21 protein-coding genes and 1 pseudogene are annotated in these 26,956 nt (G+C 67.5%); 9 read left to right on the forward strand and 13 right to left on the reverse strand.

What is annotated here, in order from left to right:
• Positions 1-468: 468 nt before the first annotated feature.
• From norR to TO66_RS18405, 5 genes and pseudogenes are all read right to left on the reverse strand, one after another.
• Complete coding sequence (norR, locus tag TO66_RS18385; protein WP_044463611.1) at positions 469-1,995, reverse strand: nitric oxide reductase transcriptional regulator NorR; 1,527 nt, start codon at positions 1,993-1,995, stop codon at positions 469-471.
• A gap of 131 nt (positions 1,996-2,126) precedes the next feature.
• Positions 2,127-2,567: a membrane protein gene (locus tag TO66_RS18390; RefSeq protein ID WP_044463612.1), complete on the reverse strand. Its 441-nt coding sequence runs from the start codon at positions 2,565-2,567 to the stop codon at positions 2,127-2,129.
• Between the two features lie 15 nt (positions 2,568-2,582).
• Complete coding sequence (locus TO66_RS18395; protein WP_044463613.1) at positions 2,583-3,773, reverse strand: NnrS family protein; 1,191 nt, start codon at positions 3,771-3,773, stop codon at positions 2,583-2,585.
• 778 nt (positions 3,774-4,551) lie between these two features.
• A pseudogene (locus TO66_RS18400) lies at positions 4,552-5,619 on the reverse strand (coproporphyrinogen III oxidase); the annotation flags it as partial.
• Positions 5,620-5,706: 87 nt separating this feature from the next.
• Positions 5,707-6,150 carry a membrane protein gene (locus tag TO66_RS18405; RefSeq protein WP_044463615.1) on the reverse strand — a complete coding sequence of 148 codons (444 nt, stop codon included), beginning with the start codon at positions 6,148-6,150 and terminating at the stop codon, positions 5,707-5,709.
• Between the two features lie 168 nt (positions 6,151-6,318).
• Between TO66_RS18405 and TO66_RS18410 the strand changes: the two genes are divergently transcribed.
• The 3 genes from TO66_RS18410 (at position 6,319) to TO66_RS18420 (ending at position 10,098) form a co-directional block, all read left to right on the forward strand.
• On the forward strand, positions 6,319-7,974 hold the full coding sequence (locus TO66_RS18410; RefSeq protein WP_044463616.1) for a hypothetical protein: 1,656 nt from the start codon (positions 6,319-6,321) through the stop codon (positions 7,972-7,974).
• A 217-nt stretch (positions 7,975-8,191) separates the two neighbouring features.
• Complete coding sequence (locus tag TO66_RS18415; RefSeq protein ID WP_044463617.1) at positions 8,192-8,734, forward strand: cytochrome b; 543 nt, start codon at positions 8,192-8,194, stop codon at positions 8,732-8,734.
• A 146-nt stretch (positions 8,735-8,880) separates the two neighbouring features.
• Positions 8,881-10,098, forward strand: a complete 1,218-nt coding sequence (locus TO66_RS18420; protein WP_044466084.1) for a DUF3422 domain-containing protein — start codon at positions 8,881-8,883, stop codon at positions 10,096-10,098.
• Between the two features lie 16 nt (positions 10,099-10,114).
• Here the strand turns inward: TO66_RS18420 and TO66_RS18425 are convergent, their stop codons facing one another.
• Both TO66_RS18425 and TO66_RS18430 read right to left on the reverse strand, forming a co-directional pair.
• The gene (locus tag TO66_RS18425) at positions 10,115-11,101 is read right to left on the reverse strand and encodes a fimbrial protein (protein WP_256240660.1); all 987 of its coding nucleotides are present in this window, start codon (positions 11,099-11,101) and stop codon (positions 10,115-10,117) included.
• Positions 11,102-11,394: 293 nt separating this feature from the next.
• Positions 11,395-13,779 carry a TonB-dependent siderophore receptor gene (locus TO66_RS18430; RefSeq protein ID WP_044463618.1) on the reverse strand — a complete coding sequence of 795 codons (2,385 nt, stop codon included), beginning with the start codon at positions 13,777-13,779 and terminating at the stop codon, positions 11,395-11,397.
• A gap of 311 nt (positions 13,780-14,090) precedes the next feature.
• Between TO66_RS18430 and TO66_RS18435 the strand changes: the two genes are divergently transcribed.
• Positions 14,091-15,074, forward strand: a complete 984-nt coding sequence (locus tag TO66_RS18435; RefSeq protein ID WP_044463619.1) for a TerC family protein — start codon at positions 14,091-14,093, stop codon at positions 15,072-15,074.
• A gap of 89 nt (positions 15,075-15,163) precedes the next feature.
• Positions 15,164-15,832, forward strand: a complete 669-nt coding sequence (locus tag TO66_RS18440) for a bifunctional 2-polyprenyl-6-hydroxyphenol methylase/3-demethylubiquinol 3-O-methyltransferase UbiG (protein ID WP_044463620.1) — start codon at positions 15,164-15,166, stop codon at positions 15,830-15,832.
• A gap of 3 nt (positions 15,833-15,835) precedes the next feature.
• Here the strand turns inward: TO66_RS18440 and TO66_RS18445 are convergent, their stop codons facing one another.
• Both TO66_RS18445 and TO66_RS18450 read right to left on the reverse strand, forming a co-directional pair.
• Positions 15,836-16,330, reverse strand: coding sequence for a GNAT family N-acetyltransferase (locus tag TO66_RS18445; protein ID WP_044463621.1), 495 nt, complete (start codon positions 16,328-16,330; stop codon positions 15,836-15,838).
• Between the two features lie 279 nt (positions 16,331-16,609).
• Entirely contained in the window at positions 16,610-17,620 is a 1,011-nt protein-coding gene (locus TO66_RS18450; protein ID WP_044463622.1) for an aldo/keto reductase, read from the reverse strand.
• A 118-nt stretch (positions 17,621-17,738) separates the two neighbouring features.
• On the opposite strand from TO66_RS18450, the gene TO66_RS18455 reads away from it, so the two are divergent.
• The 3 genes from TO66_RS18455 (at position 17,739) to TO66_RS18465 (ending at position 19,980) form a co-directional block, all read left to right on the forward strand.
• Positions 17,739-18,644 carry a LysR family transcriptional regulator gene (locus TO66_RS18455; protein WP_044463623.1) on the forward strand — a complete coding sequence of 302 codons (906 nt, stop codon included), beginning with the start codon at positions 17,739-17,741 and terminating at the stop codon, positions 18,642-18,644.
• A 102-nt stretch (positions 18,645-18,746) separates the two neighbouring features.
• Positions 18,747-19,544, forward strand: coding sequence for an SDR family NAD(P)-dependent oxidoreductase (locus tag TO66_RS18460; RefSeq protein ID WP_044463624.1), 798 nt, complete (start codon positions 18,747-18,749; stop codon positions 19,542-19,544).
• Between the two features lie 28 nt (positions 19,545-19,572).
• The gene (locus TO66_RS18465) at positions 19,573-19,980 is read left to right on the forward strand and encodes an SRPBCC family protein (RefSeq protein ID WP_044463625.1); all 408 of its coding nucleotides are present in this window, start codon (positions 19,573-19,575) and stop codon (positions 19,978-19,980) included.
• Between the two features lie 528 nt (positions 19,981-20,508).
• On the opposite strand, the gene TO66_RS18470 is transcribed toward TO66_RS18465, so the two are convergent.
• Positions 20,509-21,447 carry an AraC family transcriptional regulator gene (locus TO66_RS18470; protein ID WP_044463626.1) on the reverse strand — a complete coding sequence of 313 codons (939 nt, stop codon included), beginning with the start codon at positions 21,445-21,447 and terminating at the stop codon, positions 20,509-20,511.
• A gap of 162 nt (positions 21,448-21,609) precedes the next feature.
• Here TO66_RS18470 and TO66_RS18475 point away from each other — a divergent pair, with 162 nt between their 5' ends.
• Positions 21,610-22,659: an NAD(P)-dependent alcohol dehydrogenase gene (locus TO66_RS18475; RefSeq protein WP_044463627.1), complete on the forward strand. Its 1,050-nt coding sequence runs from the start codon at positions 21,610-21,612 to the stop codon at positions 22,657-22,659.
• 26 nt (positions 22,660-22,685) lie between these two features.
• Here TO66_RS18475 and TO66_RS18480 read toward each other — a convergent pair whose 3' ends face one another.
• The 3 genes from TO66_RS18480 to TO66_RS18490 all read right to left on the reverse strand — a co-directional run bounded on the left by TO66_RS18480 (position 22,686) and on the right by TO66_RS18490 (position 26,937).
• Positions 22,686-23,702 (reverse strand): GlxA family transcriptional regulator, encoded by a 1,017-nt coding sequence (locus TO66_RS18480; RefSeq protein ID WP_044463628.1) that lies wholly within the window; start codon positions 23,700-23,702, stop codon positions 22,686-22,688.
• A gap of 98 nt (positions 23,703-23,800) precedes the next feature.
• Complete coding sequence (locus TO66_RS18485) at positions 23,801-25,042, reverse strand: thiolase family protein (protein WP_044463629.1); 1,242 nt, start codon at positions 25,040-25,042, stop codon at positions 23,801-23,803.
• A complete protein-coding gene (locus tag TO66_RS18490) occupies positions 25,039-26,937 on the reverse strand; it encodes a feruloyl-CoA synthase (protein WP_044463630.1) in 1,899 nt (632 codons plus the stop codon). The genes TO66_RS18485 and TO66_RS18490 overlap by 4 nt, the downstream gene beginning before the upstream one ends.
• Positions 26,938-26,956: the final 19 nt, after the last annotated feature.

A 26,956-nucleotide genomic window follows, 5' to 3' on the forward strand; every position in this document is an offset into this window, starting at 1 on the left:
CTCCCGTAGCCGCTGCCGAGCACCAGCGAGGCTGCGATCGAGGCCGCAGGACTCGCCAACCGAACACCGCGTTTTTCCAGGTTCAACGCGACGCCAGGCTTGGCGGCCCTGCGGCCCGATCGCAGCCTCGCCAGGGCTCGGCAGCGGCTACACACAGCCTCTCTCGGTCGGAAGAACCGATCTGCATCGATGCAAAAAAACACCGCAAGTCCACCTGCCTGAAAACCGCTCCCGTAGCCGCTGCCGAGCCCCGGCGAGGCTGCGATCGAGGCCGAAGGACTCGCCAACCAAACACCGCGTTTTTCCAGATTCAACGCAGTGCCAGGCTTGGCGGCCCTGTCGGGCCGATCGCAGCCTCGCCAGGGCTCGGCAGCGGCTACGGGCCGTGCATGATTTGGGCATTTCGTCGGCCGTTGTAGGAGCGAGGCTTGCCCGCGAGGGTCGTCACACGATGGCGTGAGCAGCCCGCTATTTGAGCCGCAAGCGCCGGGCCAGTTTGTGCAGGTTGCTGGGATCGACTTCCAGCAGTCGCGCGGCGCGGGCCCAGTTGTCGCGGCAGCGGCTCAGGGCCAGGCGGATCTTCTGCCGCTGGCAGTCGTCGACGGCTTCGCTCAGGGGTTGGAACGGTCCTTCGTCGTCCACCGCGGCGGGCGGTTCGAGGGGCGGCGCGGTCTTGAGCGGGCTGTCGAGATCGAGCACCTGCGGCTCCAGGGTCAGGATCAGGCTGCGATTGCCACCGCGGCCGAGCTGCTTGAGCGCGGCGCGGCTGATCACGTGTTCCAGCTCGCGCACATTGCCCGGCCAGGGGTATTCCAGCACCGCCCGCTCCGCCGCCGGCGACAAGCGCAGGCCGCGCAGGCCCAGGCGAGTGCGATTGAGTTCGAGGAAATGCCCGGCCAGCACCAGCACGTCGGGGCCACGTTCGCGCAGCGGCGGAATCGGCACCGGGTACACCGACAGCCGGTGGTACAGGTCGGCGCGAAACAGCCCCTCACGGATGTTGTCCGGCAGGTGGCGGTTGGTCGCGGCGATGATACGCACATCCACCTGCAGCGGCTTGCCCGCCCCCAGGCGCTGGATCTCGCCGCTCTGCAGGGTGCGCAGCAACTTGGCCTGCACGCTCGGCGGCAGCTCGCCGACCTCGTCGAGAAACAGCGTGCCGCCGTTGGCCGCGTCGAAGCGCCCGGGCCGGTCGCAGGTGGCTCCGGAAAACGCGCCTTTGACATGGCCGAACAATTCGCTCTCGGCCAGGGATTCCGGCAACGCCGCGCAGTTGACGTGCACCAGCGGCTTGTCGGCGCGCCGGGACTGGCGGTGCAGGCGCCGGGCGAACAGCGCCTTGCCGACCCCGGTCTCGCCCTGCAGCAGCACCGGCAATTCGGCATCGGCGAGCACCTCCAGCTCGCGCAGCAACTGCTGCAAGGCCTCGCTCTGGCCGAGGATCTCGCCGTCCTCCAGCGGCGCCCGCGCATCCTGCGGGTCGCTGCGGGACAAGCGCAGGCCGCGGTTCTCCTGCTCCAGACGGGTCATCCGCACCGCGGCCTCGATCTGCCGGGTGCAGCGTTTGAGTTCGTCCCGGGCGCTGTCGTCGAAGGTCCCGGCCTGCAACGCGTCGAGGGTGATGGCGCCCCAGGCCTGCCCTTCCACAGACAGGCTCACGCCCATGCAATCGTGCACCGCCAGGGGTGCGCCGAGCGGGTCGTCGAGCAACCCGTCGTAAGGGTCCGGCAGGCGGCTGTCGGGCTCGAACCAAGTGGGCTCGCCGGACGCCATGATCGCCGCCAGGCGCGGATGCCGGGCGATCACGAAACGCCGTCCCAGGGCTTCGTGCACCAGGCCCACGGTCGCCACCGGCCGCAGGCTGTCGCCGTCCAGGCGCAGCAGGCACACCGCCCCGGCCTTGAAGTATTCCCGCAACGTCTGAACCAGGCGCTGCAAGCGCAGCGCATTGGGCAGCTCGACAATCAGGTCGGCCGCCAGACTTTCACGCAACATGGTTGTCATCACCCTTTGCGGTGCCATCGACCCTGGCGATTCAGGGCGATACGCACCACGTCAAAAATCAGTCCATTATTTTCAAACGGTTACATCTTACCTGGCGGATGCGACGCGCCAGCCCCGGCGCCTCAGCCGGGCCAATAGAACATCGCCTTGGCCAGGATCACGATCAGCAGCATGTGCCCGAGGACGCTGCGGCGGATCCAGCAGGCCCGGCGCGCCGTCAACCGCAGGCGCTTGAGCCAGTACGCCAGCAGCAGGTAGTGGCCGACGATGCTCAGCGCCAGCAGGATCTTCAGGCTCAGGAGCAGGCCGAAGCCGCTGCCCAGGGGCTGGCTCAACACCCCGCGGTGATGCCAGGCCAGGCCGAGACCCGCGCCGTACAGCAACAGCACCACGCCATGCAGGACCCTGCGCGAGCGTGCGGCGATGGCCTGGTCGGCCGCCACCTGCGCGCCGGTCGCCAGGTGCCGGCGCGCCGAGTGCCAGATGCACACCTCGAAGAACAGCGTGCCGACGAAGCCGATGGCCGCCAGCAGGTGGATGACCTGTAGCCAGGGATAGATCATTGTCCGTTTCCTTCTTCAGCCCGGATGCCCGTCGACCCGCGCCCGCAGCAGCATGGGCGCGTAACGCCAGGCGTACAGGGCGAAGGCCAGGGTCCAGCACAGCCCCGCCAGCCATAGCGCCGCCACCGGCCACCAGAGCACCAGCAGCACCCGGCTGAGGCAGGCCAGGTTGAGCAGGACGAACGCCAGGCTGATCCCCGTCGGCGGCTGCAAGGGCCGGCCGGTATGGCCCAGGCTGACCCGCGCGAGCATCGCCAGGATCAGCCCGGCCATGGCGCCGATGGTCAGGCCATGCACCGCCAGGCTGGGGTTCAGCGGCACGCCGAAATGCCACAGCGCCATGCCCAGGCACGCCAGCGCCAGCCAGCCGTAGGCCAGGTGCAGCGACCACAGCAGCGGTACGCGCCACAGGCCGCGGTCATGCCAGAGCCACAACCGCAACAGGTGTGCCCCCGCCAACAGCAGGAACAGCGCGCCGATTCCGCCATCGGCCGCCAGCGCCAACCCGCTGGCATAGGCCAGCGCCACCAGCGCCGAGCCCACCAGCACCAGGCGATCGAGCCACGGCCAGGGCACCACGGGCGCGGTCCGGCCGAGGCCGCGCTGGGTGAAGAACGGGATCACCCGGCCACCGATCAGGCCCATCATCGCGGCCACCAGCCACAGGCCGCTCAGCACGCCCTGGCGCTGCCAGCCTTCGTGGCCGGGCAGCAGGCCGGCCAGCGCGAGGCCGTCCGCCGCGGCCAGCAACAGCAGCACCAGGACAATCGGGTAGTTGCGACGCTGGCGCACCTTCCACAGCGTGGCGCCCATCACCCCAGCCAGCGCCAGGGGAAAAGCCAGTTCCAGCACCGCCAGCAGTGGCCAGGGTGCGTTGCCCAGCCAGGCCAGGCGCGCGGCCAGCCAGACCAGGGCCAGGGCCGCCAGCGGCTTGCCGCAAAGGCCCGGCTGGCCGGTCCAGGTCTGTACCGCGGTGAGCAGGAACCCGGCGATGATCGCCAGGCCAAAACCGAACAGCAGTTCGTGGCGGTGCCAGCCCAGCCAGCCTCCCGCCGGCTGCCAGTCGCCCAGGGTGCCGTGCAGCGCCGCCAGCCACAGCGGCACCACCAGCAAGGCCAGGACGCTACCGGCCAGGAAGAACGGGCGGAAGGCCAGGCGTAACAGCGGCACGATCGCCAGCGCCGCGTGACGGTCAACTACTTGCATGAAACCACTCCTGTTATCCGGCGCCCGGCGCAGTGAATCCCCGGGGCATCATCGACCATCTGCGGCCTGTTGCCTTTGTCGCAAATCAAGCTGGCCAGAAACCCGGGGCAATGCGGTGAGCCTGGTCGACTCAATCGTCTGGCCTGGCGACTGCTTCGCAGTCGATCGCAGCCTCGCTGGCGCTCGACAGCGGCTACACCCGCCCCCTGTAGCCGCTGCCGAGCCTACGGCGAGGCTGCGATCGAGGCCGCAGGACTCGCCAGGCGGACAGCGCCTTTTCCAATTCCTGCGCGGCGCCAGGTTTGGCAGCCCCGCAAACCCAGGCAATGCGGTGTGCCTGAACGACTCAAGCGTCTGGCCTGGCGACTGCTTCGCAGCCGATCGCAGCCTCGCTGGTGCTCGGCAGCGGCTACACCCGCCAATCCTGTAGCCGCTGTCGAGCCTTGGCGAGGCTGCGATCGAGGCCGCAGGACTCGCCAGGCGGACAGCGCCTTTTCCAATTCCTGCGCGGCGCCAGGTTTGGCAGCCCCGCAAACCCGGGCAACGCGGTGTGCCTGGTCGACTCAATCGTCTGGCCTGGCGACTGCTTCGCAGCCGATCGCAGCCTCGCTGGTGCTCGGCAGCGGCTACACCCGCCAATCCTGTAGCCGCTGCCGAGCCTTGGCGAGGCTGCGATCGAGGCCGCAGGACTCGCCAGGCGGACAGCGCAAACCCGGGCAACGCGCTGTGCCTGGCCAACTCAGTCGTCTGGCCCCGCGCCCGCTTCGCAGTCGGTCGCAGCCTCGCAGCGCCAGCCGCGACAGGTGGCCAGCTGGCCGAGGTCCAGTTGCTCCAGGTAGTGGTCGAGGCGCTCGGTATTCTGCGTGTACAGCTCGTCGAACTGGCTGATGGCGCCCAGCCCGAGCCCCACATGGTCGCAATAGCCGTGGCAGGTGAAACCCTGGCAATTGCGCCGCAGGCAACCGCGCTCCTGGGCCATCATCAGGTCGTCGTCGGGGCGCACGAACTGGCCCAGGCCGATGTACTGGTAACCCGCCCCCGGCAAGCGCTCGAAGCAGATCCGCCGCATCGCTTCCCTGGCGTCCCGGCCGCAGGCCTCCCGGCGACCGTCCGGCCCCGGGCGCCGGTAGCGCACGGGTGGCCGGGCACAGTCGAACACCTGCAGGCGGTCGGGCTCCAGCTCGATCAGGGTGTCCAGCTTCAGGGCGAAACTTTCCGCGGTCTGCCAGGCGTGGCCATACCCCAGGTCGACATTCACCGAGCGAAAGCCGAAGGTGCGCGCCGCATCGATCAGCGAATGCAGGAGCGCCAGGTTCTCACGGCAGGCCACCGTCCGTTGGCGGTCGGCGAGATCCGGCCCGCCGATGCTGACCCGGTTGAAACCCTGCTCGCGCAACAGGCCCATGGTCGCCCAGTCGGTGTGCTGCAGGTCGACGTCGATGCCGTAGTCGCCGCAATCGTGGTCGAGGAAATGGAAGCGCTGGCGCAGTTGCGTCATCAGCTGTTGCAGGTGCGCCGCGTGCGGAGTCGCGCCGCCCAGGTGGAACTGCTCGACCCGCTGCTCCGGCCCCAGGTGGCAGCCGATCATCTCGATCTCGCGGCTCAGCCGCCGCAGGTAGGCCTCGGCGGCGTGGCGCGCGTCTGTGGGTGTGCAGGAGCGGGCCGGGAACTGCACGTTCAAGGACAGCGGGCGGCGCCTCTGCCGGCTGCCGCGCAACGCCCGCAGCAGATCCAGGGAACCGATGCCGCCGTGAAAGCGCCGGGTGTCGGCATGGCAGTCGGGGTCGAGCACGCCTGGATCGCGTCGCACGACCGGCTCGCTGCGGTGCTGGAGTGGATCAGGCATGACGGGGCTCCGGGGGTGGCTGGGGGCTCAGTGTCCGGTGTTGCCGGCCAGGGCTCCTTGACCTGCATCAAACAGCGGCCCGGCGGCTCACCAACTCAGGTAGAACATGCCCTTGGCCAGCAACACGATCAGCACCATGTGGCCGAACAGGCTGGCGTGAATGGCGTGCGAATAGCGGGCATTCATCCGCCCGCTCCTGAACAGCAGCATGGCCACCAGGAAATGCCCGAGCACACTGGCGGCCAGGAGGATTTTCAGCAGCAGCAAGGTGCCGAAGGACGACGCCAGAGGCGCCGCCAGCAACGGCAGGTAACGCAGCCAGAGCATGCCCAGCCCGGCGCCGAACAGCACCAGCAGCACCCAGGGCATCAGCCGCCGGGCCCGCCGGGCGATGCCCTGTTCGAGCAGCACCCGCAATCTGGCCGGCAGTTGCCGGCGGATGTGTTGCAGGAACAGCACTTCGAAGAACACCGTGCCGATGAACACCAGCGCGGCGAACAGATGCAGCGTGAGCAACAGTGGGTAGAGCATGCGCGCCCGGCCTCGGCAGCCATTGATGGAATGCGAGACTAGCGCCGCCGCCCGCTGCCGCGCTTGATGCCCATCAACAAACACGCACACCCGCCGCGCCAGTTTCCCGCGCGGCCCCGGCGCAGGTAGCATGGCGGCACCTCGACAGCCCGCCCCCAGGAAACAGCAATGACCACCCTCATGGACCCCACCTTGCACGGAACCGGCAGGATCACCCGAGCCTTCTTCAACCCGACGGGGGATATCGCCGCCGTGGTCTCGGAGTTTCCTGCGCTGGTCAATCCGCCCGCGCGGGCGACGTATGGCGGGGCGGCGCTGCGTTATCGGGTCGGCTTGTACCGCCGTGGCAACCCGGTGCCCTTCGCCGTCTTCGACGAGGCGTGCCTACCGATCAACGACCTGGGGTTCCACCCTTCCCAGCCCCGGCTGGTGATCGGCACCGGCACGTACGACGGCGGCTATATGTTCGAAGGCGAACTGCTGGTCTGGGACTGGCAGAGCGGCCAGCACCGCCAGCCTTATGCCGATATTCCCGAAGTGGTGCGCTGCCGCTACGACGCCAGCGGCGAGCGGATCGAAGCCTGGGTCCGCCCCTGGAACGAGGAATGGGACGGGCTGGACGACAGCGACTGGACCAGCATCATCAGCACCCTGTTCCGCGTCCACAGCGACGACGGCGCGGCAGCCTGGGCCGGTGCCGAACCGGCGGTGCTGGAGCTGGACCCGCAGGCGATCTTCCATCACCCGCCGCCACCGCCGGCCGATGGCGCCGCCACTCTCCTGGCCGAGTGGCTGGGAGTGCCGGCGCTGGAATGGCGCGGCGCCATCGGCGATATCGCCTGGCTCGACGCCCAGCGGATCGGCGTGGTCCATGACCAATGCCTGCTGGAGATCTACAGCAGCGCTGGCCACCGGCTCGCGCACTACCAGCCCGAGGCCGGGGCCGGCAGCGGCCATGGCGTGGAGATCCTGCGCGGGGCCGGTGTCCATGTGCATGGGGTGCGGATCGACGCCCAGGCCTATAGCCGCAATTCCTGCCTGTACCGGCTGACGGAGCACGGCCTGGTCCTGGTGCAGGACTACGACGACGAATACACCTTCAGCGCCTCCCGCGACGGCCACCTGCTGGGGCGCCGCAACCGCCTGCGCCATCGCGAGTCGAAGGCCGGCGACCTGCTGCTGGGGCCCGACGGCGACAGTGTGTGCGGCATCGACCTGGGCCACTACGACTGCTTCAACCACTACCTCGGCATCAGCGGCGCCCCGCAGCTGTTCGCGCTCCAGGGCACGCCCGCCAGTTCCCACGAACACAAGTACCTGTGCCGGGTGCAGCCCGACGGCGCGGTGCACAGGCTGTGGCCGCTGCTCAAGCCGGACCGCACCCCGGCCAGCCATGCCATGGAATGCCGCGGCGGTTATCTGGAGGATGCGCTGGGCGCCGGCGTGGTCATCGCCGGGCAACACTACAGTCCGTCCATCAGCGAGCCGTACCGGGGCTTCATCTATCGCCGCCAGTTGCAGCGCGGCGAGGAGCTGTGGCGCCACCCCACGTCGGCCTCGCCCAGCTCGATCGTCCATCTGCCTGAAACCGACTGGGTGGCGGCGGCCTTGCTCGATGGCAGCCTGATGCTGATCGACGCCCGCAGCGGCCAACTGCGGCTCAAGGCCAAGGTGCGTCTCGACGGCTGGCCGACGCAGATCCGCGCGATGGATGCCCGCAACGGGCGGCTGGCGCTGGGCACGGTGGAGGGGCGCATCGTCGTGCGACACATCGACGAACTGCTGGCCGCGGGCGATGCCGCTCCCTGGCTCGATCTCGCCTGAGATGACCACGGCGTGCTTGCTCGGGGCGGCAAGGGAGTCACGCCGCCCGCCCCGCCAAACGCTCGAGCACGCCGGTTAATCGCGGCTTAATCCACGCCGCCAAAAGTATCCCCGCCGGTCCTTTCCCGGTCCCCTGCCGAACCTGCCGCCTTTCCACCTTGCCCCCCCTTCGATGGACGGCCATTGAGGGTGGGTGCCTGAAAAAAACGGACTCATCATGAACTACACAGCAACGGCAAAATGGTTTCACTGGTCGATGGCGCTGATCTGGCTGGGCGCCTTCGCCCTGGGCATGGTCGCGGTGTACGCCCGCGAGTTGTTCAACAGCGAGCATCAGTTGACCTACCTGCACAAGGCCCTGGCCAGTTCCCTGTTGTTTCTGCTTCCGCTGCGGATCTATTGGCGCCTGACCCACCCCACGCCACGGCTGCCGCAGAGCATGTCGCCCCTCGCCCAAAACCTTGCCCGGTACGCCCACTGGGCCCTGTACGCCGCGGCCCTGGTGGCCCTGCCCGTTTCCGGCTGGTTCTGGAGCTCGGTGGCCGGCAAGCCGATCATGGTCCTCGGGCTGTTCCAGTTGCCGCCGCTCAGGGCCCCGGACCAGGGCCTGTACGACACCGCCAAGGCGATACACGTCTACACCTCGTGGTTCTGCGGCGCGCTGGTCGGCGCGCACCTGCTGGCGGCGCTGAAACATCACTTCGTCGACAAGGACGCCGTGCTGCGCCAGATGCTGCCGCAGAAGGATTCGCGCGCTTAAAGCCCCACGTCCCGGCCGGACGGCGGTGACTCGCCAAGGCGGCGCTCTGTCCCAACATCGACAGCAGCGATTCGATGCCCGGTGCCATGGCGCACCCGGGCCTCGAGCGCCAGCGCCAACAACAATTCCAACACGGCCAGACCCGCATGCATCCGCAACGACAAAGCTTGCACAACGAGCTTCACGCACGCCCCTCCCTGTATTTCGACGAACCGGCCCAGGTGTTCCACCTGGCTTTCCTCGGCGCCGGCCCGGCGTGCCACGCGCTGTTGCAGCGCTGCTGCCCCGGACCGTTCGACCCGCATGCCGCCCAGGGCATTACCCAGCTGGACGGCCACCCGCTGAAATGGGAACGTCACGCCGAGTTCTTCACCCTGACCCTGGTGGTCGCCGCGCCCGACGCCGAACCGTCCTGGACCGCGCTGCCGGCGATCCTGGAAGACCGGATCGAGGCGCTACGCCCACAGTTGATCAACTCGGTGCAGATCCTGGTCCGTGGCGAAGCCGGCCTGGATCTCGCCCGCTATGGTTTCAAGGACCCCTGCGGCTCTGCCGTGGGCGGTGGCGACGCGGCGGTCTGGAGCGACTTTCGGCTCGACGAGGACGGCAGCAATCGCCTGCTGTTCATCAACCGGCGCCTCAACGCCTACCGCCAGGGACGGATGATCCGCCGCCTGCTGGAGATCGAGACCTACCGGATGATGGCCTCGCTGTCCTTGACCACCGCCAAGGAGCTGAGCGTGCAGCTGGATGCCTTCGACAAGACCCTGGTCGGCCTCTCCGAGCGTAACGCCGAGGCCGGCAGCGGCGATGCCAGGGCCCTGCTGGCGGACATCTCCAGCCTCTCGGCGCAGGTCGTCAGTTGCACCGCGAAGAGCCGCCATCGCTTCAGCGCCATCCAGGCCTACGCGCAACTGGTGTTCGAGCGCCTGGGCGAACTGCGCGAAAACCACCTCGGCGACTGCCAGCGCCTGGGGGTATTCATCGAACGGCGCTTCAAGCCGACGGTGCGCTACTGCGCCGCCACCGAACAGCGCCTGGAGCACCTGGCCAAAAGCGTGGCCAACCTGGGCGACCTGCTGCAGGCCCGGGTGCAGGTGGAAATGGAAGAGCAGAACGCGGAAATTCTCAACAGCCTGAACGCCCGCGCCGATGCCCAGATCAAGATCCAGCGGGCGGTGGAAGGCCTGTCGATCATTGCCATCACCTACTACCTGCTGAACCTGCTGAAGCTGGTTTATTCCGGCGTCCACCTGCTCGGCGTCGACATCGACCCGCGGCAGGCAATGCTGGGCATGGCGCCCCTGGCTCTGGCGATCCTGGCGCTGATCCTGCTCAGGATCAGGCAGGCCAAGGCGCACTGACGCGCCGCACCGGCGTTCAAAGGTAAGAGAGGATGAAGGTCAGCGCGCCATCGGCCTTGCCGCCCGTGACGTTGCCTTCGACCTGGATGTAGCGGGCGGCCAGCGGGATCGATTTGGCTCCGCCTTGCGCCGTCCCCAGGGCCTGGCGCTGGCCCAGCGGGATGGGCTGGGGGGTTGCCGTGGAGGCATCGAGGACCTGGATGCCCACGCCCTTCGCCGCCTGCGGCGAGGGCGACAGGCGGAAGGTGCCCGGGTAGCCGTTGACCTGCGAGGAGTCGTCGAACGTCAGGTTGACCCGGGTGCCCGCATCGCACCGCAAATCGATCGAAAAGTTCTTCTGCGGCGTGCCGCTGCCCGGACCATGGAAAGCGCCGATGTCGACCCGCCCCATCTTGACCGCGATCGTGTTGTTGACCAGGGAACAGGAAGCGACCGCGACATTCACCAGCGGGAACGCGAAGCTGTTCAGCTTCTGCTCATACATACCGCCCAAAGCGGAGTTGGGCCGGGTCATGACCGAGAACTCCGGAAAGCGGAAGCTGGCGCCCGTTATGGTGCCTAGCTTGATCAGGTCGAAGGTGTGCTGAAACATGTAGTACTTCTCCCCGCCCAGGTAGGGAAAACCCACCCCGTACTCTGGCGAAGCGCTGTTGAGGCTGGTGCTGCTGAACAGGTACTGGCCGTTGGGGCCGCCCACGTTCCAGCGCAGGCCCACGCCGTTGACCGCCGTCAGGAATGCCCCGCTGCTGGTGGCGACCATCTGGTTGGAAGGCGACTTGAAGTACTGCGCCATGCCCCCGGTGGGAAAGAACAGGTTGTTGCAGCTCATGCCGGTTTTGACTTCCACCGAGGCGAGCACGCCACCGACGGGAAGGTCCCGTTGCGCGGTTATCGAAGCCGGCAGCGGCACGCTGACGACAGAGGGGCCGACAGGCCGACAGACATCAAAAAGGCCCGCCATCGAGGGTTGGGAATACACACTGCCCGCGCTCAGGAACAGCACTACTGCCTTATCGAATCGACGCACGTTCAACAGGACGCCCCGCACACTAATAATTATTCGAGGGGCGGATTTTTACTGATAGTTCCTGCGGTTGATATCGGATCTATCCGAAAGAAATCTTCATTTTTCGCAATCTTAAAAAGTGCCTTGACGCCATTTTCCGGACTGGCGGCGATGCCTCGCCGCGTCCGGGAACGCCCGGGCCAGACAGCTCGCCGCTGCCTTCCCGGTGCCCACGCGCCAGGGCCGGTGCCGGGCGGCGCTAACCGCCGACCGGCGTCCCGCCCGGTTTCCTACCAGTTGTAGGCCACCTTGGCGTAGTAGAACGCCCCGCTGTAGCCGTAGGGCGAAAAGGTGCTGTACGCCAGGTTGCCGCCGCTGGAGGCATAGGCATTGAGCTTCTCCGGGTACTGGTCGGTGACGTTGTCGCCCCCCAGGGTGAACAGCCAGTTCTTGAGCTTGTAGTCGACCGCCAGGTCCAGCAGCCAGGCAGCGCTGAAGGTCTGGTCGTTGACCTTGTCGGCCTGGTAGCTGGTGTACTCGCCATAGCGCACCAGGTTGGTGTGCAGCGCCCAGTTGCCGTACTCGAAGTCGTTGGCCAGGCTCAGCTTGTGCTGGGGCGTGGTGTCGCCCAAGAGGCCGATGCGCTCGCGCCGGTCGACCCGCACCAGGTTGACGCCCAGCTGGTCGAGGATCGCCGGGTTGGCTTTCACGTCGGTGACTTTGGTGTGGTTGTAGTTGTAGCCCACCGTGCTGTCCCAGCGGATGCCGTTGTCCAGTTGGTAGCGGTAGTGGGCGACCAGGTCGACGCCGTCGGTGCTGGTGTCGGTGGCATTGGTGAAGTAGCGCGCGCTGGTGTAGTTGATGTTGCCGACGCCGTTGGCCTTGAGGTAGTCGATGGCGTTGTTGTTGAGCACCAGGTTGGACGACAGCGACACCCGGTCGCGGATATCGATGCGATACAGGTCCAGGGTCAGGGTCAGGTTGTCCAGCGGCTCCAGCACCAGGCCCAGGCTGTAGTTGCGCGACTTCTCCGCCTTCAGGTCTTGCGCCCCCAGCAGCCTGGCCACCTGGCTGTCCGCGGCGAAGGTGCCGGCCTCCTGGACGGTGTTGCCGATCAGCTGCGACGAGGTGTAGGTGAAGTTCTGCTGCGCCAGGGACGGCGCGCGAAAGCCCGTGGATACGCTGCCGCGCAGGGCCACCTGCGGGGTGAAGTCATAGCGTGCCGACAGCGAGCCGCTGACGTTGGAACCGAAGTCGCTGTAGTCCTCGTGGCGCACCGCCGCCGACACCGCCAGTTGCTCGGTGAAGTTCGTCTCCAGGTCCAGGTACTGGGCGAAGTTATGCCGCGAGAAACTGCCGGCGTCGGACGCGCGAAAGCCGCCAAGCCCGGAACTGCCGGTCTGGTAGTAGGACTCGGGCTGCCCGGCCTCGATCTGATAGCCCTGGCGCAGGTACTCGGTGCCGAACGCCACGGACACCGGGTACGGCAGCCAGCCCAGGCTGAACTCCCGGGACAGGTCCAGGCTCAGTTGCCGCTGGTCGTTGGTCAGGGTGCCGTTATCGAACGCATGCGGCGATGCCAGGCCCAGCGAAGTGTTGAGGGTCTTGGTGCGCAGCTCGTAGGTGTTCTTGCCGTAGTTGGCCGACAGGTCGTAGTGCCAGTTGTCCGGCAGCTCGCCCCGCAGGCCGAGCACCAGGCTGGTGTCTTGCAGGGTGCCGTTGATCAGCGGCAGGTAACCGTTGGGGTGCAGCGCCGGGATATTGTTCGAGGCATTGCTGGCCCGGTAGAACGCCGCGGTTTCGCCGCGGCGCTTGCTGTAGCCGCCAAAGCCGTACAGCTCGGCGGCGTCGTTGAAGCTGTAGGCGCTGTTGAACTGGAACTTGCCCTCCTCGGTCTCCGGCTCGCCCTGGCGGAACACATGCTGGCCGTAGGTGGTGGAGCCGATGCTGGCGGCCCGGTAGTCCTTGCCGGCGCGGTCGGTGTAGTCGTTGTTCGCGCCCTCGCCGGAGAGGCTGACAAACCCGTTGTCCCCCAGGGCGAAGCCGCTGTTGCCGGCGACCTGGCGCTGGATGCCGTCGCCCTGCTTGTATTGCCCGTACTTGGTGGCGATCGAACCGCCGTGATCGGCGCTCTTGAGGATGATGTTGATCACCCCGGCGATGGCGTCCGAGCCATAGCGCGCCGAAGCGCCGTCGCGCAGCACTTCGATATGGTCGATGGCCGACAGCGGGATCGCGTTCAGGTCCGCCGGTGCCGAGCCCCGCCCGACCGCCCCGCCGAGGTTGACGAAGGCCGAAGTGTGCCGGCGCTTGCCATCGACCAGTACCAGCACCTGGTCCGGCGACAGGCCGCGCAGTTGCGCCGGCCGGGTCAGTTCGGCGCCGTCCACCAGGCTCGGGCGCGGGAAGTTGATCGACGGGATCAACTTGGCCAGCACCGTGGCCAGCTCGCTGGAACCCGAACTGCGCAGGCTCTCGCCGGAAATCACATCGATGGGCGACAGCGAAGCGCTGGCCGTGCGTTCCTGGGCCCGGGTGCCGGTGACGATCACCGTATCGAGCCGGGCCGTCGGGCTGTCTTCGACGGCCTGGACGCCGCCGCTGCAGAGCAGCGCGCCCAGCGCATTGGCCGAGACGATGGCCGTGGACAGAAGGTGTCGTGTGTAGCTCCCCATACCGCTCTCCTTGACTGCACATCCAGGCACTGCCTGGTGTTTTGGACGAGCGATCCGTGCGGCGGACGGTGGCGGTCATCGATTCCGTTTGAAAAGGGCTCCAGTGGTCCGGCGCATATAATCTAATGCGCTATGCAGATAATTTTTAAATACCGATATCGAATAACTGAAAGCATAAGCCGGGTCGCCGTCCCCGCCGACACTTCGTCAATAACGAACCCAGGATCAGGAATAATCGATTTTTCTTCCGCCCACGCTCGCCGCTAGCATGACCCGTCGCCTCCAGCACCAGCCCCGAGCGGGAGAACAGCATGCAGCCTGTGAACATCGGCGAACCCTGGATGTGGTCCGCCTTCATCGTCTTCGTCCTGGCCATGCTCGCCGTGGACCTGTTTGTCTTCGGCGGGCGCAAGGCCCATCGCGTGTCGGTGCGCGAAGCCTTGTGCTGGGTGATTGCCTGGTGCGCGCTGGCGCTGGCCTTCGCCGGATTGCTCTGGTGGTACCTGCAGGGCGAGTTCGGGCCCGCGATCGCGCAGCGCAAGACCCTGGAATTTCTCACCGGCTATCTGATCGAGCAGTCGCTGTCGATCGACAACATGTTCATCTTCGTGATGATTTTCGGCTACTTCGCCGTACCGCCGGAATTGCAGCGCCGGGTGCTGCTGTACGGGGTCCTGGGGGCGATCGTGATGCGCGGGGTAATGATCTTCGCCGGCGTGTGGCTGGTGTCGCAGTTCGCCTGGCTGCTGTATGCGTTCGGCGTGTTCCTGATCGTCACCGGGGTCAAGATGCTGCTGTTCGCCCAGCAGCAGCCCGACCTGGCCAACAACCCCTTGCTGCGCTGGGTACGGGGCCACCTGCGGATCACCGAAGGGTTCCACGGCGAGCGTTTTTTCGTCCGCCAAGCCGGCCGGCGCTGGGCCACGCCGATGTTCCTGGTGCTGGTGCTGATCGAGGCCAGCGACCTGATGTTCGCGGTCGACAGCATCCCGGCGATCTTCGCCATCACCACCGACCCGTTCATCGTGTTCACCTCGAACATCTTCGCGATCATGGGCCTGCGCGCCCTGTATTTCCTGCTGGCCGACATGGCCGACCGCTTCCACCTGCTCAAGTACGGCCTGGCGATCGTGCTGGTGTTCATCGGCGGCAAGATGACGCTGATGCCCTGGTTCCACATGCCGGTGGAGTGGTCGCTGGCGATCGTCGGCGGGATCATCCTGGCTTCGGTGCTGCTGAGCCTGGCCAGCAGCCGGCCCGGCGCGCCCGACGAGCAGCGGACGCGCCCGCCCTAGCGACACCCGCGCGGCGCCGACCTGTTGGAGGCCGGCGCCCCGCCTGCTAACGTCAGTGCCATCCATCCTCCACCACCCCGGACCTCGCCATGCCCACTGCCGAATCCCTGCTCCTGCAAAGCTGGCACCACAACGCCCAGGCCTGGATCGAGGCGATCCGCAACGACGCCATCGCAAGCCGCGTCGAGGTCACCAACCAGGCGATCCTGCTGACGGTGCTGGGCCGCCAGCCCGGGCGGGTGCTCGATCTCGGCTGTGGCGAAGGCTGGCTGTTGCGGGCCCTGGCGCAGCGGGGTATCGAGGCGGTCGGGGTCGATGGCGACAGGACGCTGGTGCACGCGGCACGGGCGGCGGGCTCGCCCGAGGTGCACCTGGCCAGCTACGAGGAACTGACGGAGGCCGCGGTGGACATCGGCGACGGCTACGAGCTGATCTGCGCCAACTTCGCCCTGCTGCACCAGGACATCATCCCGCTGCTGGCCGCCATGAACGCCCTGCTCGCCCCTGGCGGCGCGCTGGCGATCCAGACCCTGCACCCCTGGGCCGCAGCCGCCGGCGATTACCAGGACGGCTGGCGCGAAGAAACCTTCGCCGGCTTCCAGGGCCAATGGCAGCCCATGCCCTGGTATTTCCGCACCCTCTCCAGCTGGCTCAATGCCCTGGACCTGGCCGGCTTTCGCCTCGCCGGCCTGCAGGAACCGCAGCACCCGCAAAGCGCGCTGCCGCAGTCGTTGCTGCTGGTGGCCGAGGCGCGGTGAGCTTCAGAGCGACAGGACAAAGCCGCGTTCGGCAGCGGCCTGCCGCTCCACGGATTCCGCCAGGAACCCGCTGCGGAGCAGGACCTTTTGCGAACCGATGTTTGCCGGGTAGACATACGCCACCAGCTGCCGCAGTTGCCAGCGCGTCCGGGCCTGCTCGATCAGGTGCCCCAACGCCCGGGTCGCCAACCCCTGGCCGCAGGCGCTGCGGGCGATCCGATAGCCGACTTCGGCAGAGCGCCGGGCGGCGTCGATGCCCTTCAGGTTGGCGCGACCGACAATCTTTCCATCGGCGTCTTCGATAACGAACGGATGCCAGGTGCCGCAGGCCAGGCCGGACAGATAAGCCTCGATGTGCTCGGCGACCCCTTGCACCGAGTAGAAGGCCGGTTCGCGGGCGTCGATTTGGGATTCGAACCACTCACGGTTATCGACTTCGAAGGCCAGCAAGGCGTCGACATCCGTACTGCTGAGCTCGCGAACGCTGAATGATTTCATCTCTCACCTCCTCTGTGATGTGGGCCGCGGGGCGGCAGGAAGCTTGGCAGCATGGCTTACCCCGGCGCAATCCCTGGGGCAGCCACCCGATGCCGTCATTCCGCTGTAGGAGCGAAGCTTGCTCGCGATGGTCGTTAACGATGACGCCTATTTACTGGATTAACGCGGCGCTCTTGAGTCCATCGCGAGCAAGCTTCGCTCCTACAGTTGTCCTCGGTATTTCAGGGGACAGAAAAACGCCGGGCGCAAGGCCCGGCGTCTGATCGACAGCGTGCAGCGTCAGGCCTTGGGCAGCGGCGCGTGCGCGGCGATCAGCCCCTGCTCGCGCAGTTCGCTCCAGAACGCGGCCGGAATCACCGCCTTGGAGGCCGCGAAGTCCTGGTCGGCATGCCGGGGACGGGTCGCCCCCGGAATCGCCGCGACCACCGCCGGATGGGCCAGGGAGAATTGCAGCGCCGCCGCCTTGATGTCGACGCCGTGACGGGCCGCCACTTCGTTCAGGCGCTGGACGCGGGCCCGCACCTCCGGGCTGGCCTTCTGGTACTCGTAGTGCTCGCCACCGGCAATCACCCCGGAGTTGTACGGGCCGCCGACGACGATCCCGACGTTTTGCGCCAGGGCGCTGGGCATTACGCGCTGCAGCGCACGCTCGTGGTCCAGCAGGCTGTAGCGACCGGCCATCAGGAAGCCGTCGGGACGGGCTTCTTCCAGGTCCAGGGTCAGCTCGATCGGCTCGACCCGGTTCACCCCCAGGCCCCAGGCCTTGATCACGCCTTCTTCGCGCAGGCGAGTGAGGACACGGAAGGCGCCGGTGCGGGCGATCTCGAACTGGCCCAGCCATTCGTCGCCGTAGAAGTCCTGGGCGATGTCGTGGATCCAGACGATGTCCAGGCGATCGGTGCCCAGGCGCTCGAGGCTGTCCTCGATGGAGCGCAGGGTGGCATCGGCGCTGTAGTCGTTGACGATACGGTTGCGGTTGCCGTGTTCGAACAAGCCGCTCTTCTCGCCCAGTTCGCGAGCGGCTGGGTCTTCCAGTTCGTCGAGGATGATCCGGCCGACCTTGGTGCTGAGCACGTATTCATCGCGTGGACGCTGGGCCAGGGCCTTGCCCAGGCGGATTTCCGCAAGGCCGGCACCGTAGAACGGCGCAGTGTCGAAGTAACGCACGCCGTTGTTCCAGGCGGCGTCCACCGAGCCCTGGACTTCGTCTGCCGGCACGGCGCGGAACATGTTGCCCAGGGGTGCGGTACCGAAGCCCAGGGGGTTGGCGATCAGGTCTTTCAGGTTCATGGAACTACTCCAGTGCGGTTAGGTAAGGTCGTCAGCCGACGACGTGAGCGCATCCTAGGCTGGGCAAATACAGACCGTCCAAGTCATAATTCGACCTACTTAAGTCCCTGGAGGTCTCATGCAGGATCTACGTCAGTTGCGCTATTTCGTCGCCGTCGCCGAATGCGAAAACGTCGGCCGTGCGGCGGAACAGCTGCACATTTCCCAATCGCCCCTGAGCCGGCAGATCGCCCAGCTCGAGGAAAACCTCGGCCTGGCGCTGTTCGAACGACGCAACCAGCGGCTGTTCCTGACCAACGACGGGCGCACCTTCCTCGGCGAGGCCCGCGGCCTGCTCAAGCACGCCGAACGCCTGGAGTCCCTGGGCAAACGCCTGGGCCGTGGCGAGGAAGGCGGCCTGTGCATCGGTTATGTCAACCACGCCATCCATGCCGGGGTGCTGCCCGGCGCGGTGCGGGCGATCCGCGGCGAGCGCCCGCAGATCCATATCGCCCTGTACAACATGACGCCCAACGAGCAGTTCGAGGGCTTGCGCCAACGCAGCCTGGATATCGCCCTGGTCTGCGAGCCGCCACCGCGGGACGATCCCGATCTGCGCGGGCATCCGGTCCTGAGCGATCCGATGCTGCTGGCCATTCCCGCCGAGCACCCGCTGGCGCAGAAGGCCGAGCTCACCCCCGCGGACCTGCATCAACAGGAGTGGATCATCACCGGCGGCCAGCCCGATCAAGTCAGCAAGCGCGACGATTTCATCGCCCGCTGCGGCGATGCCGGCTTTACCCCGCGCCTGTCGCTGGAGGCCACCGACCCGCTGAGCGTGCTCGGCCTGGTGTCCGCCGGCCTCGGCCTGGCCATGGTGCAGGGCAGCCTCAGCGCCAGCGCCGGGCCGACCGTGGTGCTGCGCAAACTGGAGTGGTTCCAGCCCAGCGTGCAACTGTGGGCGGCCTGGCACCAGGTGGACCTGCGGCCGATCGTGGGGATTTTCCGCGAGCGGGTGCTGGCATTGGCCGAAAAGACCGCTTAAAAGACCTCAGAGGTCTGAACTCAGTCGAATTCCGTCTTTTACAGTCTTACCCTGCGCTACTAGGATGACTCCATCGATACCACTCACCACAGGAGTCATTCCATGAACATCGACCTCGGCGGACGCACCGCCATCATCAGCGGCTCGACCGGCGGTATTGGTCTGGCCATCGCCCGCGGCCTGGCCCGCGCCCATGCCGACGTGGTCATCGCCGGCCGCAGCCAGAAGTCGGTCGACGCCGCCCTGGCCGAACTGCGCGCCCTGGGCGGGCATGGCCAGGTCCACGGCGTGGTCGCCGACCTGGGCACCGCCGCCGGCGCCGACCTTCTGTTCGCCGCCCACCCGCAAGCGGACATCCTGGTCAACAACCTGGGGATCTACGACGACGTCGACTTCTTCGAAGTGGCCGACAGCGAGTGGCTGCGTTTCTATGAAACCAACGTGCTGTCCGGCGTGCGCCTGGCCCGCCACTATGCCCCGGGCATGGTCGACAAAGGCTGGGGGCGGATCCTGTTCATCTCCTCCGAATCGGGCATCGCCATTCCGGCCGACATGATCAATTACGGCGTGACCAAGAGCGCCAACCTGGCGGTGTCCCACGGCCTGGCCAAGCGCCTGGCGGGCACCGGCGTGACCGTCAACGCCGTGCTGCCCGGCCCGACCCTGACCGATGGCGTGGCCGCCCTGGTGGCCGATGCCGCCCAGGCCTCCGGCCGCAGCATCCGCGAAGAAGCCGATAACTTCGTGCGCACCGCCCGCCCCAGCTCGATCATCCAGCGCGCAGCCGAGGTCGACGAAGTCGCGCACCTGGTGGTGTACCTGGCTTCCCCTTACTCCTCCGCCACCACCGGCGCGGCCCTGCGGGTCGACGGCGGCGTGGTCGACAGCCTCGCGATCTGACACCCCCATTGCACAGGAGACACACCCCATGGCCAACGCCTACGCATCCCTGAAAACCTCCCACAGCCCGGACCGGGTCTGGGCCCTGATCGGCGGCTTCGACAGCCTGCCCGACTGGCTGCCGTTCATCCCGCAAAGCATCGCCAGCGAAGGCGGCCGCGTGCGCTCGCTGCAAGACCCGGAAGGCAACGCCATCGTCGAGCGCCTGATGGCCTTCGACGAACAGCAGCGCCGTTACAGCTACGCCATCCTCACCAGCCCGTTCCCGGTGACCGGCTACCTCTCCACCCTGCAGGTCAAGGCCGACGGCCAGGGCAGCCTGGTGGAATGGTCCGGCGAATTCACCCCGACCGGCGTCAGCGATGCCGAAGCCGAAGCGCTGTTCAAGGGCATCTACGAAGGCGGTCTCGAAGCCCTGGCCACAAGCCTGGGCTAAAAGACTCCCCGCCCGACGTAGCTGCTGTCGAACCTAGCGGCTAGCAATCGGGCAACGCGGTGTGCCAAGCCGACTCAATCGTCCGGCCTGGCGACTGCTGCGCAGTCGATCGCAGCCTCGCTGGCGCTCGACAGCGGCTACACCCAATCCCTGTAGCCGCTGCCGAGCCTGCGGCGAGGCTGCGATCGGGCGCAAAGCGTCCGTCAACCAGGCGCCTCGGCGCTTCAGGTAGATCCGCTACACAGGCCCCGCGCAGCGCGGTGTGCCTGGCCGGTTCAATCGTCCGGCCTGGCGACTGCTGCGCAGTCGATCGCAGCCTCGCTGGCGCTCGACAGCGGCTACACCCCATCCCTGTAGCCGCTGCCGAGCCTGCGGCGAGGCTGCGATCGGGCGCAAAGCGGCCGTCAACCAGGCACCTCGACGCTTCAGGTAGATCCGCTACACAGGCCCCGCGCAACGCGGTGTGCCTGGCCGGCTCAATCGTCTGGCCTGGCGACTGCTGCGCAGTCGATCCCCGTAACCGCAGCCTCAGCTCAACACCCCTTCTGCACTCCCGCCCGCCAGTTCGCGCATCTGCGCGATATCGCGCTTGGGCGGCACGCCGAACAGGCGGCTGTATTCGCGGCTGAACTGCGAGGGGCTTTCGTAGCCGACCTTGAAGGCGGCGCTGGAGACGTCCAGGTGTTCGTTCATCATCAGGCGCTTGGCTTCGGCCAGGCGCAGCCACTTCTGGTATTGCAGCGGGCTCATGGTGGTGAGCTGGCGGAAGTGATGATGGAAGGTCGGCGTGCTCATCTGCACCCGCGCCGCTAGTTCGTCGACGCGCAATTGCAGCATGTAGTTCAGTTTCAGCCAGTCGATGGCCCGGGCGATGCGGTGGCCCTGGCCGTCGACGGAGGCGATCTGGCGCAGCCGCGCCGACTGGTCGCTCATCAGCAGGCGGTAATGGATCTCGCGCTGGATCAGCGGCGCGAGCACCGGGATGGCTTCGGGTTCCTCCAGCAGCTCGACCAGACGCAGGAAGGAGGCCAATAGCGCCGGCGTCACCGTGCCCAGGCCCACGCTCTTGCCCGGTGCCCGCTCGCGCGGCGGCAACAGGCTGCCCTGGGCGGTCAGTTCGGCGAGCATCCGCTGGTCGAGCTTGAAGGCCAGCCCCAGGCAGGGTCGCTCGAGGCTGGCGGTGATGACTTCCGAGTTGGCCGGCAGATCCAGCGAGGTGGCGAGAAAGCGCGAGGTGTCGTAGGGAAAAGCCTCGCCGCCCACCCACAACTGCTTCGCCCCCTGGGCGACCAGGACGATGGACGGCTCGACCATGCACACCGAAGGGGGCGCAGGGACTTCGCGGCGAAAGAAGTAGAGGCCGGGAATCGCGGTGACGCAATCTCCCGAGTGGTCGATTTGCCCGCCGATAAGGCGCGCGAGCCGTTGTTGAGGCGTTCGCCCCGGGGCGGTGGTGTCGTGTGTCATGGCGGTTGGGCCCTCCTTGCCGAACGTTAACCCGGCCATCGCGCCCCTGCTAATGAAAACCCCAAGGTCCAGAGAATCGGGCAAGAAATCCAGCGTATTGCACTACAGGGCGCCTGGCCCCACCCGGAAAATGCCCAGCAACCAATCCGGCTGGAGAGTGCAATGTCTATCAACGCCTACGGTGCCCATGCGGGCGACCGTCCCCTCGAACCGCTGCAGATCACCCGGCGCGCCCCTGGCGCCCATGACGTGCAGATCGATATCGCCTTCTGCGGCATCTGCCACTCGGACCTGCACCAGGTGCGCGGCGAATGGCAAGGCACGCAGTTTCCCTGTGTGCCCGGCCACGAGATCGTCGGCCGGGTCGCCTCGGTCGGCGCCCATGTGCGCGATTTCGCCCTGGGCGACCTGGTCGGCGTCGGCTGCATCGTCGACAGCTGCAAGCACTGCGCCGACTGCGACGACGGCCTGGAGAACTACTGCGCCGGCATGATCGGCACCTACAACTTCCCGACCCCGGACGCCCCCGGCTGGACCCTGGGCGGCTACTCGCAACAGATCGTGGTCCACGAACGCTACGTGCTGCGCATCCGCCACCCCGAGGCGCAACTGGCCGCCGTGGCGCCGCTGCTGTGCGCGGGCATCACCACTTATTCGCCGCTGCGCCACTGGCACGCCGGCCCCGGCAAGAAAGTCGGCGTGGTCGGTATCGGCGGCCTGGGCCACATGGGCATCAAGCTGGCCCACGCGATGGGCGCGCACGTGGTGGCCTTCACCACCTCCGAATCCAAGCGCGAAGCCGCCAGGGAACTGGGCGCCGATGACGTGGTGATCTCGCGCAACGCCGAGGAACTGGTGGCCCACGCGCACAGCTTCGACCTGATCCTCAACACGGTCGCCGCGCCCCACGACCTCGATGCGCTGCTGGCGCTGCTCAAGCGCGACGGCAGCATGGTGCTGGTGGGCGCACCGGCGACGCCACACCCCTCGCCCAATGTGTTCAACCTGATCATGCAGCGCCGGACCCTCGCCGGCTCGATGATCGGCGGCATCCCCGAGACCCAGGAGATGCTCGACTTCTGCGCCGCGCACGGCATCGTCGCCGACATCGAGCTGGTGCGCGCCGAGCAAATCAACGCGGCCTACGAACGCATGCTCAAGGGTGAGGTGAAGTACCGCTTCGTCATCGACAATGCCACCCTGGGCGCGTGACGCCCGTCACAAGGGCGGGCGCCCGCTCATTTCACCAGGCGTTTTTCCCTGGACGGCCGGTAGCCGAAATACGCGCTGTAGCACTTGCTGAAATGGCTCGGCGAGACGAAGCCGCAGGCCACCAGCACCTCGACCTGGGACAGTTCGGTGTGCTGCAACAGGCGGCGCGCCTCGGTGATGCGCAACTCCAGGTAATAGCGTTGCGGGGTGGTGCCCAACTGCTCTTTGAACAGCCGTTCGATCTGCCGCCGTGAGCGCCCGGCGTACTCTGCCAGCTGGTCCATTTGCAGCGGCTCTTCGAGGTTGGCGTCCATCAGCTTGACTACCTCGCGCAGCGGCGCGCTCAGCGACACCTGCGCGGTCGGCTTGATGCGCCGGTAGCGCGACTCCTCGAACGACAGGATGTCTTCGATCCCCTCCACCAGCGCCTTGCCGTGCAGGCCCTTGATCCACTCCAGGGCCATATGGAAGGCGCCGGCGGGGCTGGACGCGGTAAGCCGGTCGCGGTCGACGACAAAGGCCTCGCTGGTGACCTGGGTGGCCCTGGAGATTTCCGCCAGCGCCGGGCGGTGCTCCGGGTGAATCGCGCAGCGATAGCCTTCGAGCAGGCCGCCGATGCCGAGGAACCAGGCGCCGTTCCACAGCCCGGCCAGGGCGATGCCGCGTTCGGCGGCGGCCTTGAGCAGGCCGACCAGCTCGGGCCCGGCCTTGAGTTCGGTGCGGTAGCCGCCGCAGATCACCAGCAGGTCCAGGTCCTTGAGCGCTGCCAGCGTCAGCGGCGCATCGGGGCGGATCACCAGCCCGAGGTCGCTGGTGACCTCGCCGCCCTGCAGGCCGAAGGTCGTCGAGGCAAACAGCGCCGGCCGCAGCAGGTTGGCGGTGACGATGGTATCCAGGGCCTGGGTGAAGGCCGGCAGCGAGAAGTGTTCGAGCAGCAGGAAACCGGCCCGGGCATGGACCGTGGGGGTGGCCCGCGCCTCGTCCAGATAACGCAGGTTCTTGCCCTTCATGCCACCGCTGAAATCCCGTCGCTGCACCGCCATACGCCTGTTTCCCGTTCCGAACGTCGGTGCAGTGTAAATCACCGCCGGATCGCTCGTTCGTCCTCTTTCGCGGGGAAACATCCCGGGCTGCAACCGCCTCAGCCCCGATAGGCCGGATTCTCGATCAGCAGCGCCATGCCCTGCCCGCCGCCGACACAGGCCGAGGCGATGCCGTAGCGCAGGTTGTGCTCGCGCAGTTGCCGGGCCAGGGTCAGCACCAGGCGCAGGCCGCTGGCGGCCAGGGGATGGCCGAGGGCGATGGAGCCACCGCGGCGGTTGAGGCGCTCGCGGTCCAGTTCCAGCACCTGGGCCACCGCCAGCACCTGGGCTGCCTGCGCCTCGTTGATTTCCAGCAGGCCGATATCGCCCAGGCTCAGCCCGCTGCGTTGCAACAGCAATTGGATCGCCGGAGCCGGGCCGATGCCCATGAATTCCGGGGCCACCCCCACCACGGCGCTGGCCAGCAGATGGGCCAGCACCGGCCCACGGGTGCTGGAGGCGCGCGCCACCAGCGCGGCGGCCGCGCCGTCGACCAGGGCGCAGCTATTGCCGGCGGTCTGCACGCCGTCGGCATGCACCGCGCGCAGGCGCTGCAATGCCGCCAAGTCCGTGGGCCGCGGGTGGCTGTCGTGGGTCACGCGCTCCACGCCCCGTGGCAAATCCAGCTGGCGTGGCTGGTAGCCGGCCAGCTCGAAGCGCTCATTGCCCAGCGCCACCAGCTCAGGCTCGAACCAGCCCTCGCCCTGGGCCTGCAGCGCCCGCTGATGGCTGTCGAGGGCGAAGCGGTCCACCGCTTCGCGACTCAGGCCATGGCGGCGAGCGAGGTTGTCGGCGGTGGCGATCATGTCCAGGCCCGCGGCCGGGTCGTAGAGGGCTTCCCACAGGAAGTCCTTGAACCCCACCTGAGCACCGAGGCGGAAACCGTCGCGGTGGCTGTAGGCGGCGATGGGATTGCGCGACATGGATTCGCTCGCCACGCACAGGGCCAGTTGCACGCCCTGTTCCAGTTGCCAAGCAGCCTGGTGCAGCAGTTCGAAACCGGTGGCGCAGATGCGCTGCACCGCCAGCGCCGGCACCGCTTGCGGCACGCCGCTGTAGAGGCCGATGTGCCGCGGCAGCATGTAGGCATCGAAACTGGCCTGGGCCATGGAACCGGCGAGCACGCTATCCACCGCGGCGGGGTCTAACGCGGCCCGGGCCAGCACCTCGCGCCCGACCTTGATCCCCAGGTCGATCGGCGACACCTGGGCCAGGGCCCCGCCGAGATCGATCCACGGCGTACGCACGGCCTCGACGATTGCCACATCGGTAAAGCTCGAATACTGCCCGGAATGGCTCATCGGCAAGGCTCCGCCCGCAGCATCGACGGGTCTTCACCGCGGTACAGCGCCTCGACTTTGGCCGCGCGCCATTGCAGCACCGCGCGCTGGTTGATCGAACCCTTGTCGGTGATTTCACCGCGATCGATGGACGCCGGCTCGTCGAGCAGCGCGATCCATTCCAGGCGGCTGGCATTGCCACTGGCGCCGCGGTTGAGGCGTTGCAGCCAGGCGCCGAACCACTGGCGCACCGGCGCACTGGCCAGCACCTGGGCATCGCTGGCCGTCGCCGGCAGGCCGGACAGCCGCCGGCACTCGTACAGCCGGGGGAATACCAGGGCCCCCAGGCATTCGCGGTCCGGCGCAGTCACCACCAGGTCCTGGACATAGGGCGAACCTTCGAGCACCGCCCGGTTGCGCAACGGGCCGACGCTGACGAAGACCCCGGAGCCAAGCTTGAAGTCCTCGGCGATGCGCCCGTCGAACATCAGCCCCAGTTGCGGGTCGGCGGGGTCCACCAGCTTCAGCGCATCGCCGGAGCAGTAGAAGCCCTGCGCGTCGAACGCCGCGGCGGTCTGCTGCGGCGCGCGCCAGTAGCCCGGCATGATGTGCGGCCCGCGAAAGCGCCCCTCGAGCTTGCCGTCCACCGGCACCAGGCGCACTTCGCAGCCCGGCGCCGGCAGGCCGATGTAACCGGCCATGGACAGCGGCCCAGTGGTGAAGGTGCAGGACGGCGCCGCCTCGGTCATGCCGAGCCCGGCCATCATGCGGATGCGTTCGCCGCAATGGGCTTCGGCCACCCGGTCGAGGCGATCCCAGGTGCGCTGGGACAGCCCCGCCGCGGCGAAGAAGAACAGCTTGACCCGCGAGAAGAAACGCTCGCGCAACTCGGCGTCCTGCTCCAGGGCGCCGACCAGTTCTTCCCAGCCCTTGGGCACGGTCAGGTAGGCGGTGGGCGCGATCTCCCTGAGGTTGCGCAGGGTCTCGACAAACCCCTGGGCCGTGGGCTTGCCGTCGTCCAGGTAAAAGGTGCCGCCGTTGTAGAGCACGATGCCCAGGTTGTGGCTGCCGCCGAAGGTGTGGTTCCACGGCAGCCAGTCCACCAGCACCGGCGGCTCTTCGCCGAACACCGGGAAGGTCTGCAATAGCATCTGCTGGTTGGCGCAGAGCATGCGCTGGGTGGTGATCACCGCCTTGGGCAGCTTGGTCGAGCCCGAGGTGAACAGGAACTTGGCGATGCTGTCCGGGCCGGTGGCGGCGAACGCCGCTTCGGCCTCGGCGCCGCCGGGTTCCTGCAACAGGCTGGCGAAGCGGATCTGCGCCCGCCCCGCCACCCTGCCCCGGGCCACCACCAGCGGCGTGTCGGCGGGCAGCACGGCCTCGATCGCCCGCTCGAAGGCCGCGCCGTCGCTGACGAACACCAGCCCGGGCTGCAACAGGTCGCAGACATGCCGCAGCTTGGCAAAATCCTCGGACAGCAACGAATAGGCCGGCGACACCGGGCAATAGGGAATGCCCGCGTACAGGGCGCCCAGCGCCAGTTGCAGGTGCTCGATATCGTTGCCGGACAGCAGCACCAGCGGGCGCTCCGCCGACAGCCCGCGTCCCAGCAGGCCCTGGGCGATGGCGCGAACGCTCACGAGCATCTCGGCGTAGCTCACCCGGCGCCAGTCGCCTCCGTCCTGGCGGGCGGCGATAAAGGTCTGCTGCGGCCGCACCTGGGCCCAATGCAGCAGGCGATCCAGCAGGCGTCGGGGCAGCTCGCCCAGGGGTTCGCGGGAGCGCATCTGCAGGATGCCCTGCTCCTGGCTGACCTCGACCGCGGGACGGGCGATGGACACCGGGCGATAACGGGGCGCCTCGGCCTCGGCCTGGTCCTGGTCCTGGCGAGGCGGCGATCTGAATTCGGAATTCACGTGTTTGTCCTCCATCGAG

The sequence above is a fragment of the Pseudomonas sp. MRSN 12121 genome (genome assembly GCF_000931465.1).
Taxonomy (GTDB): Bacteria; Pseudomonadota; Gammaproteobacteria; order Pseudomonadales; family Pseudomonadaceae; genus Aquipseudomonas.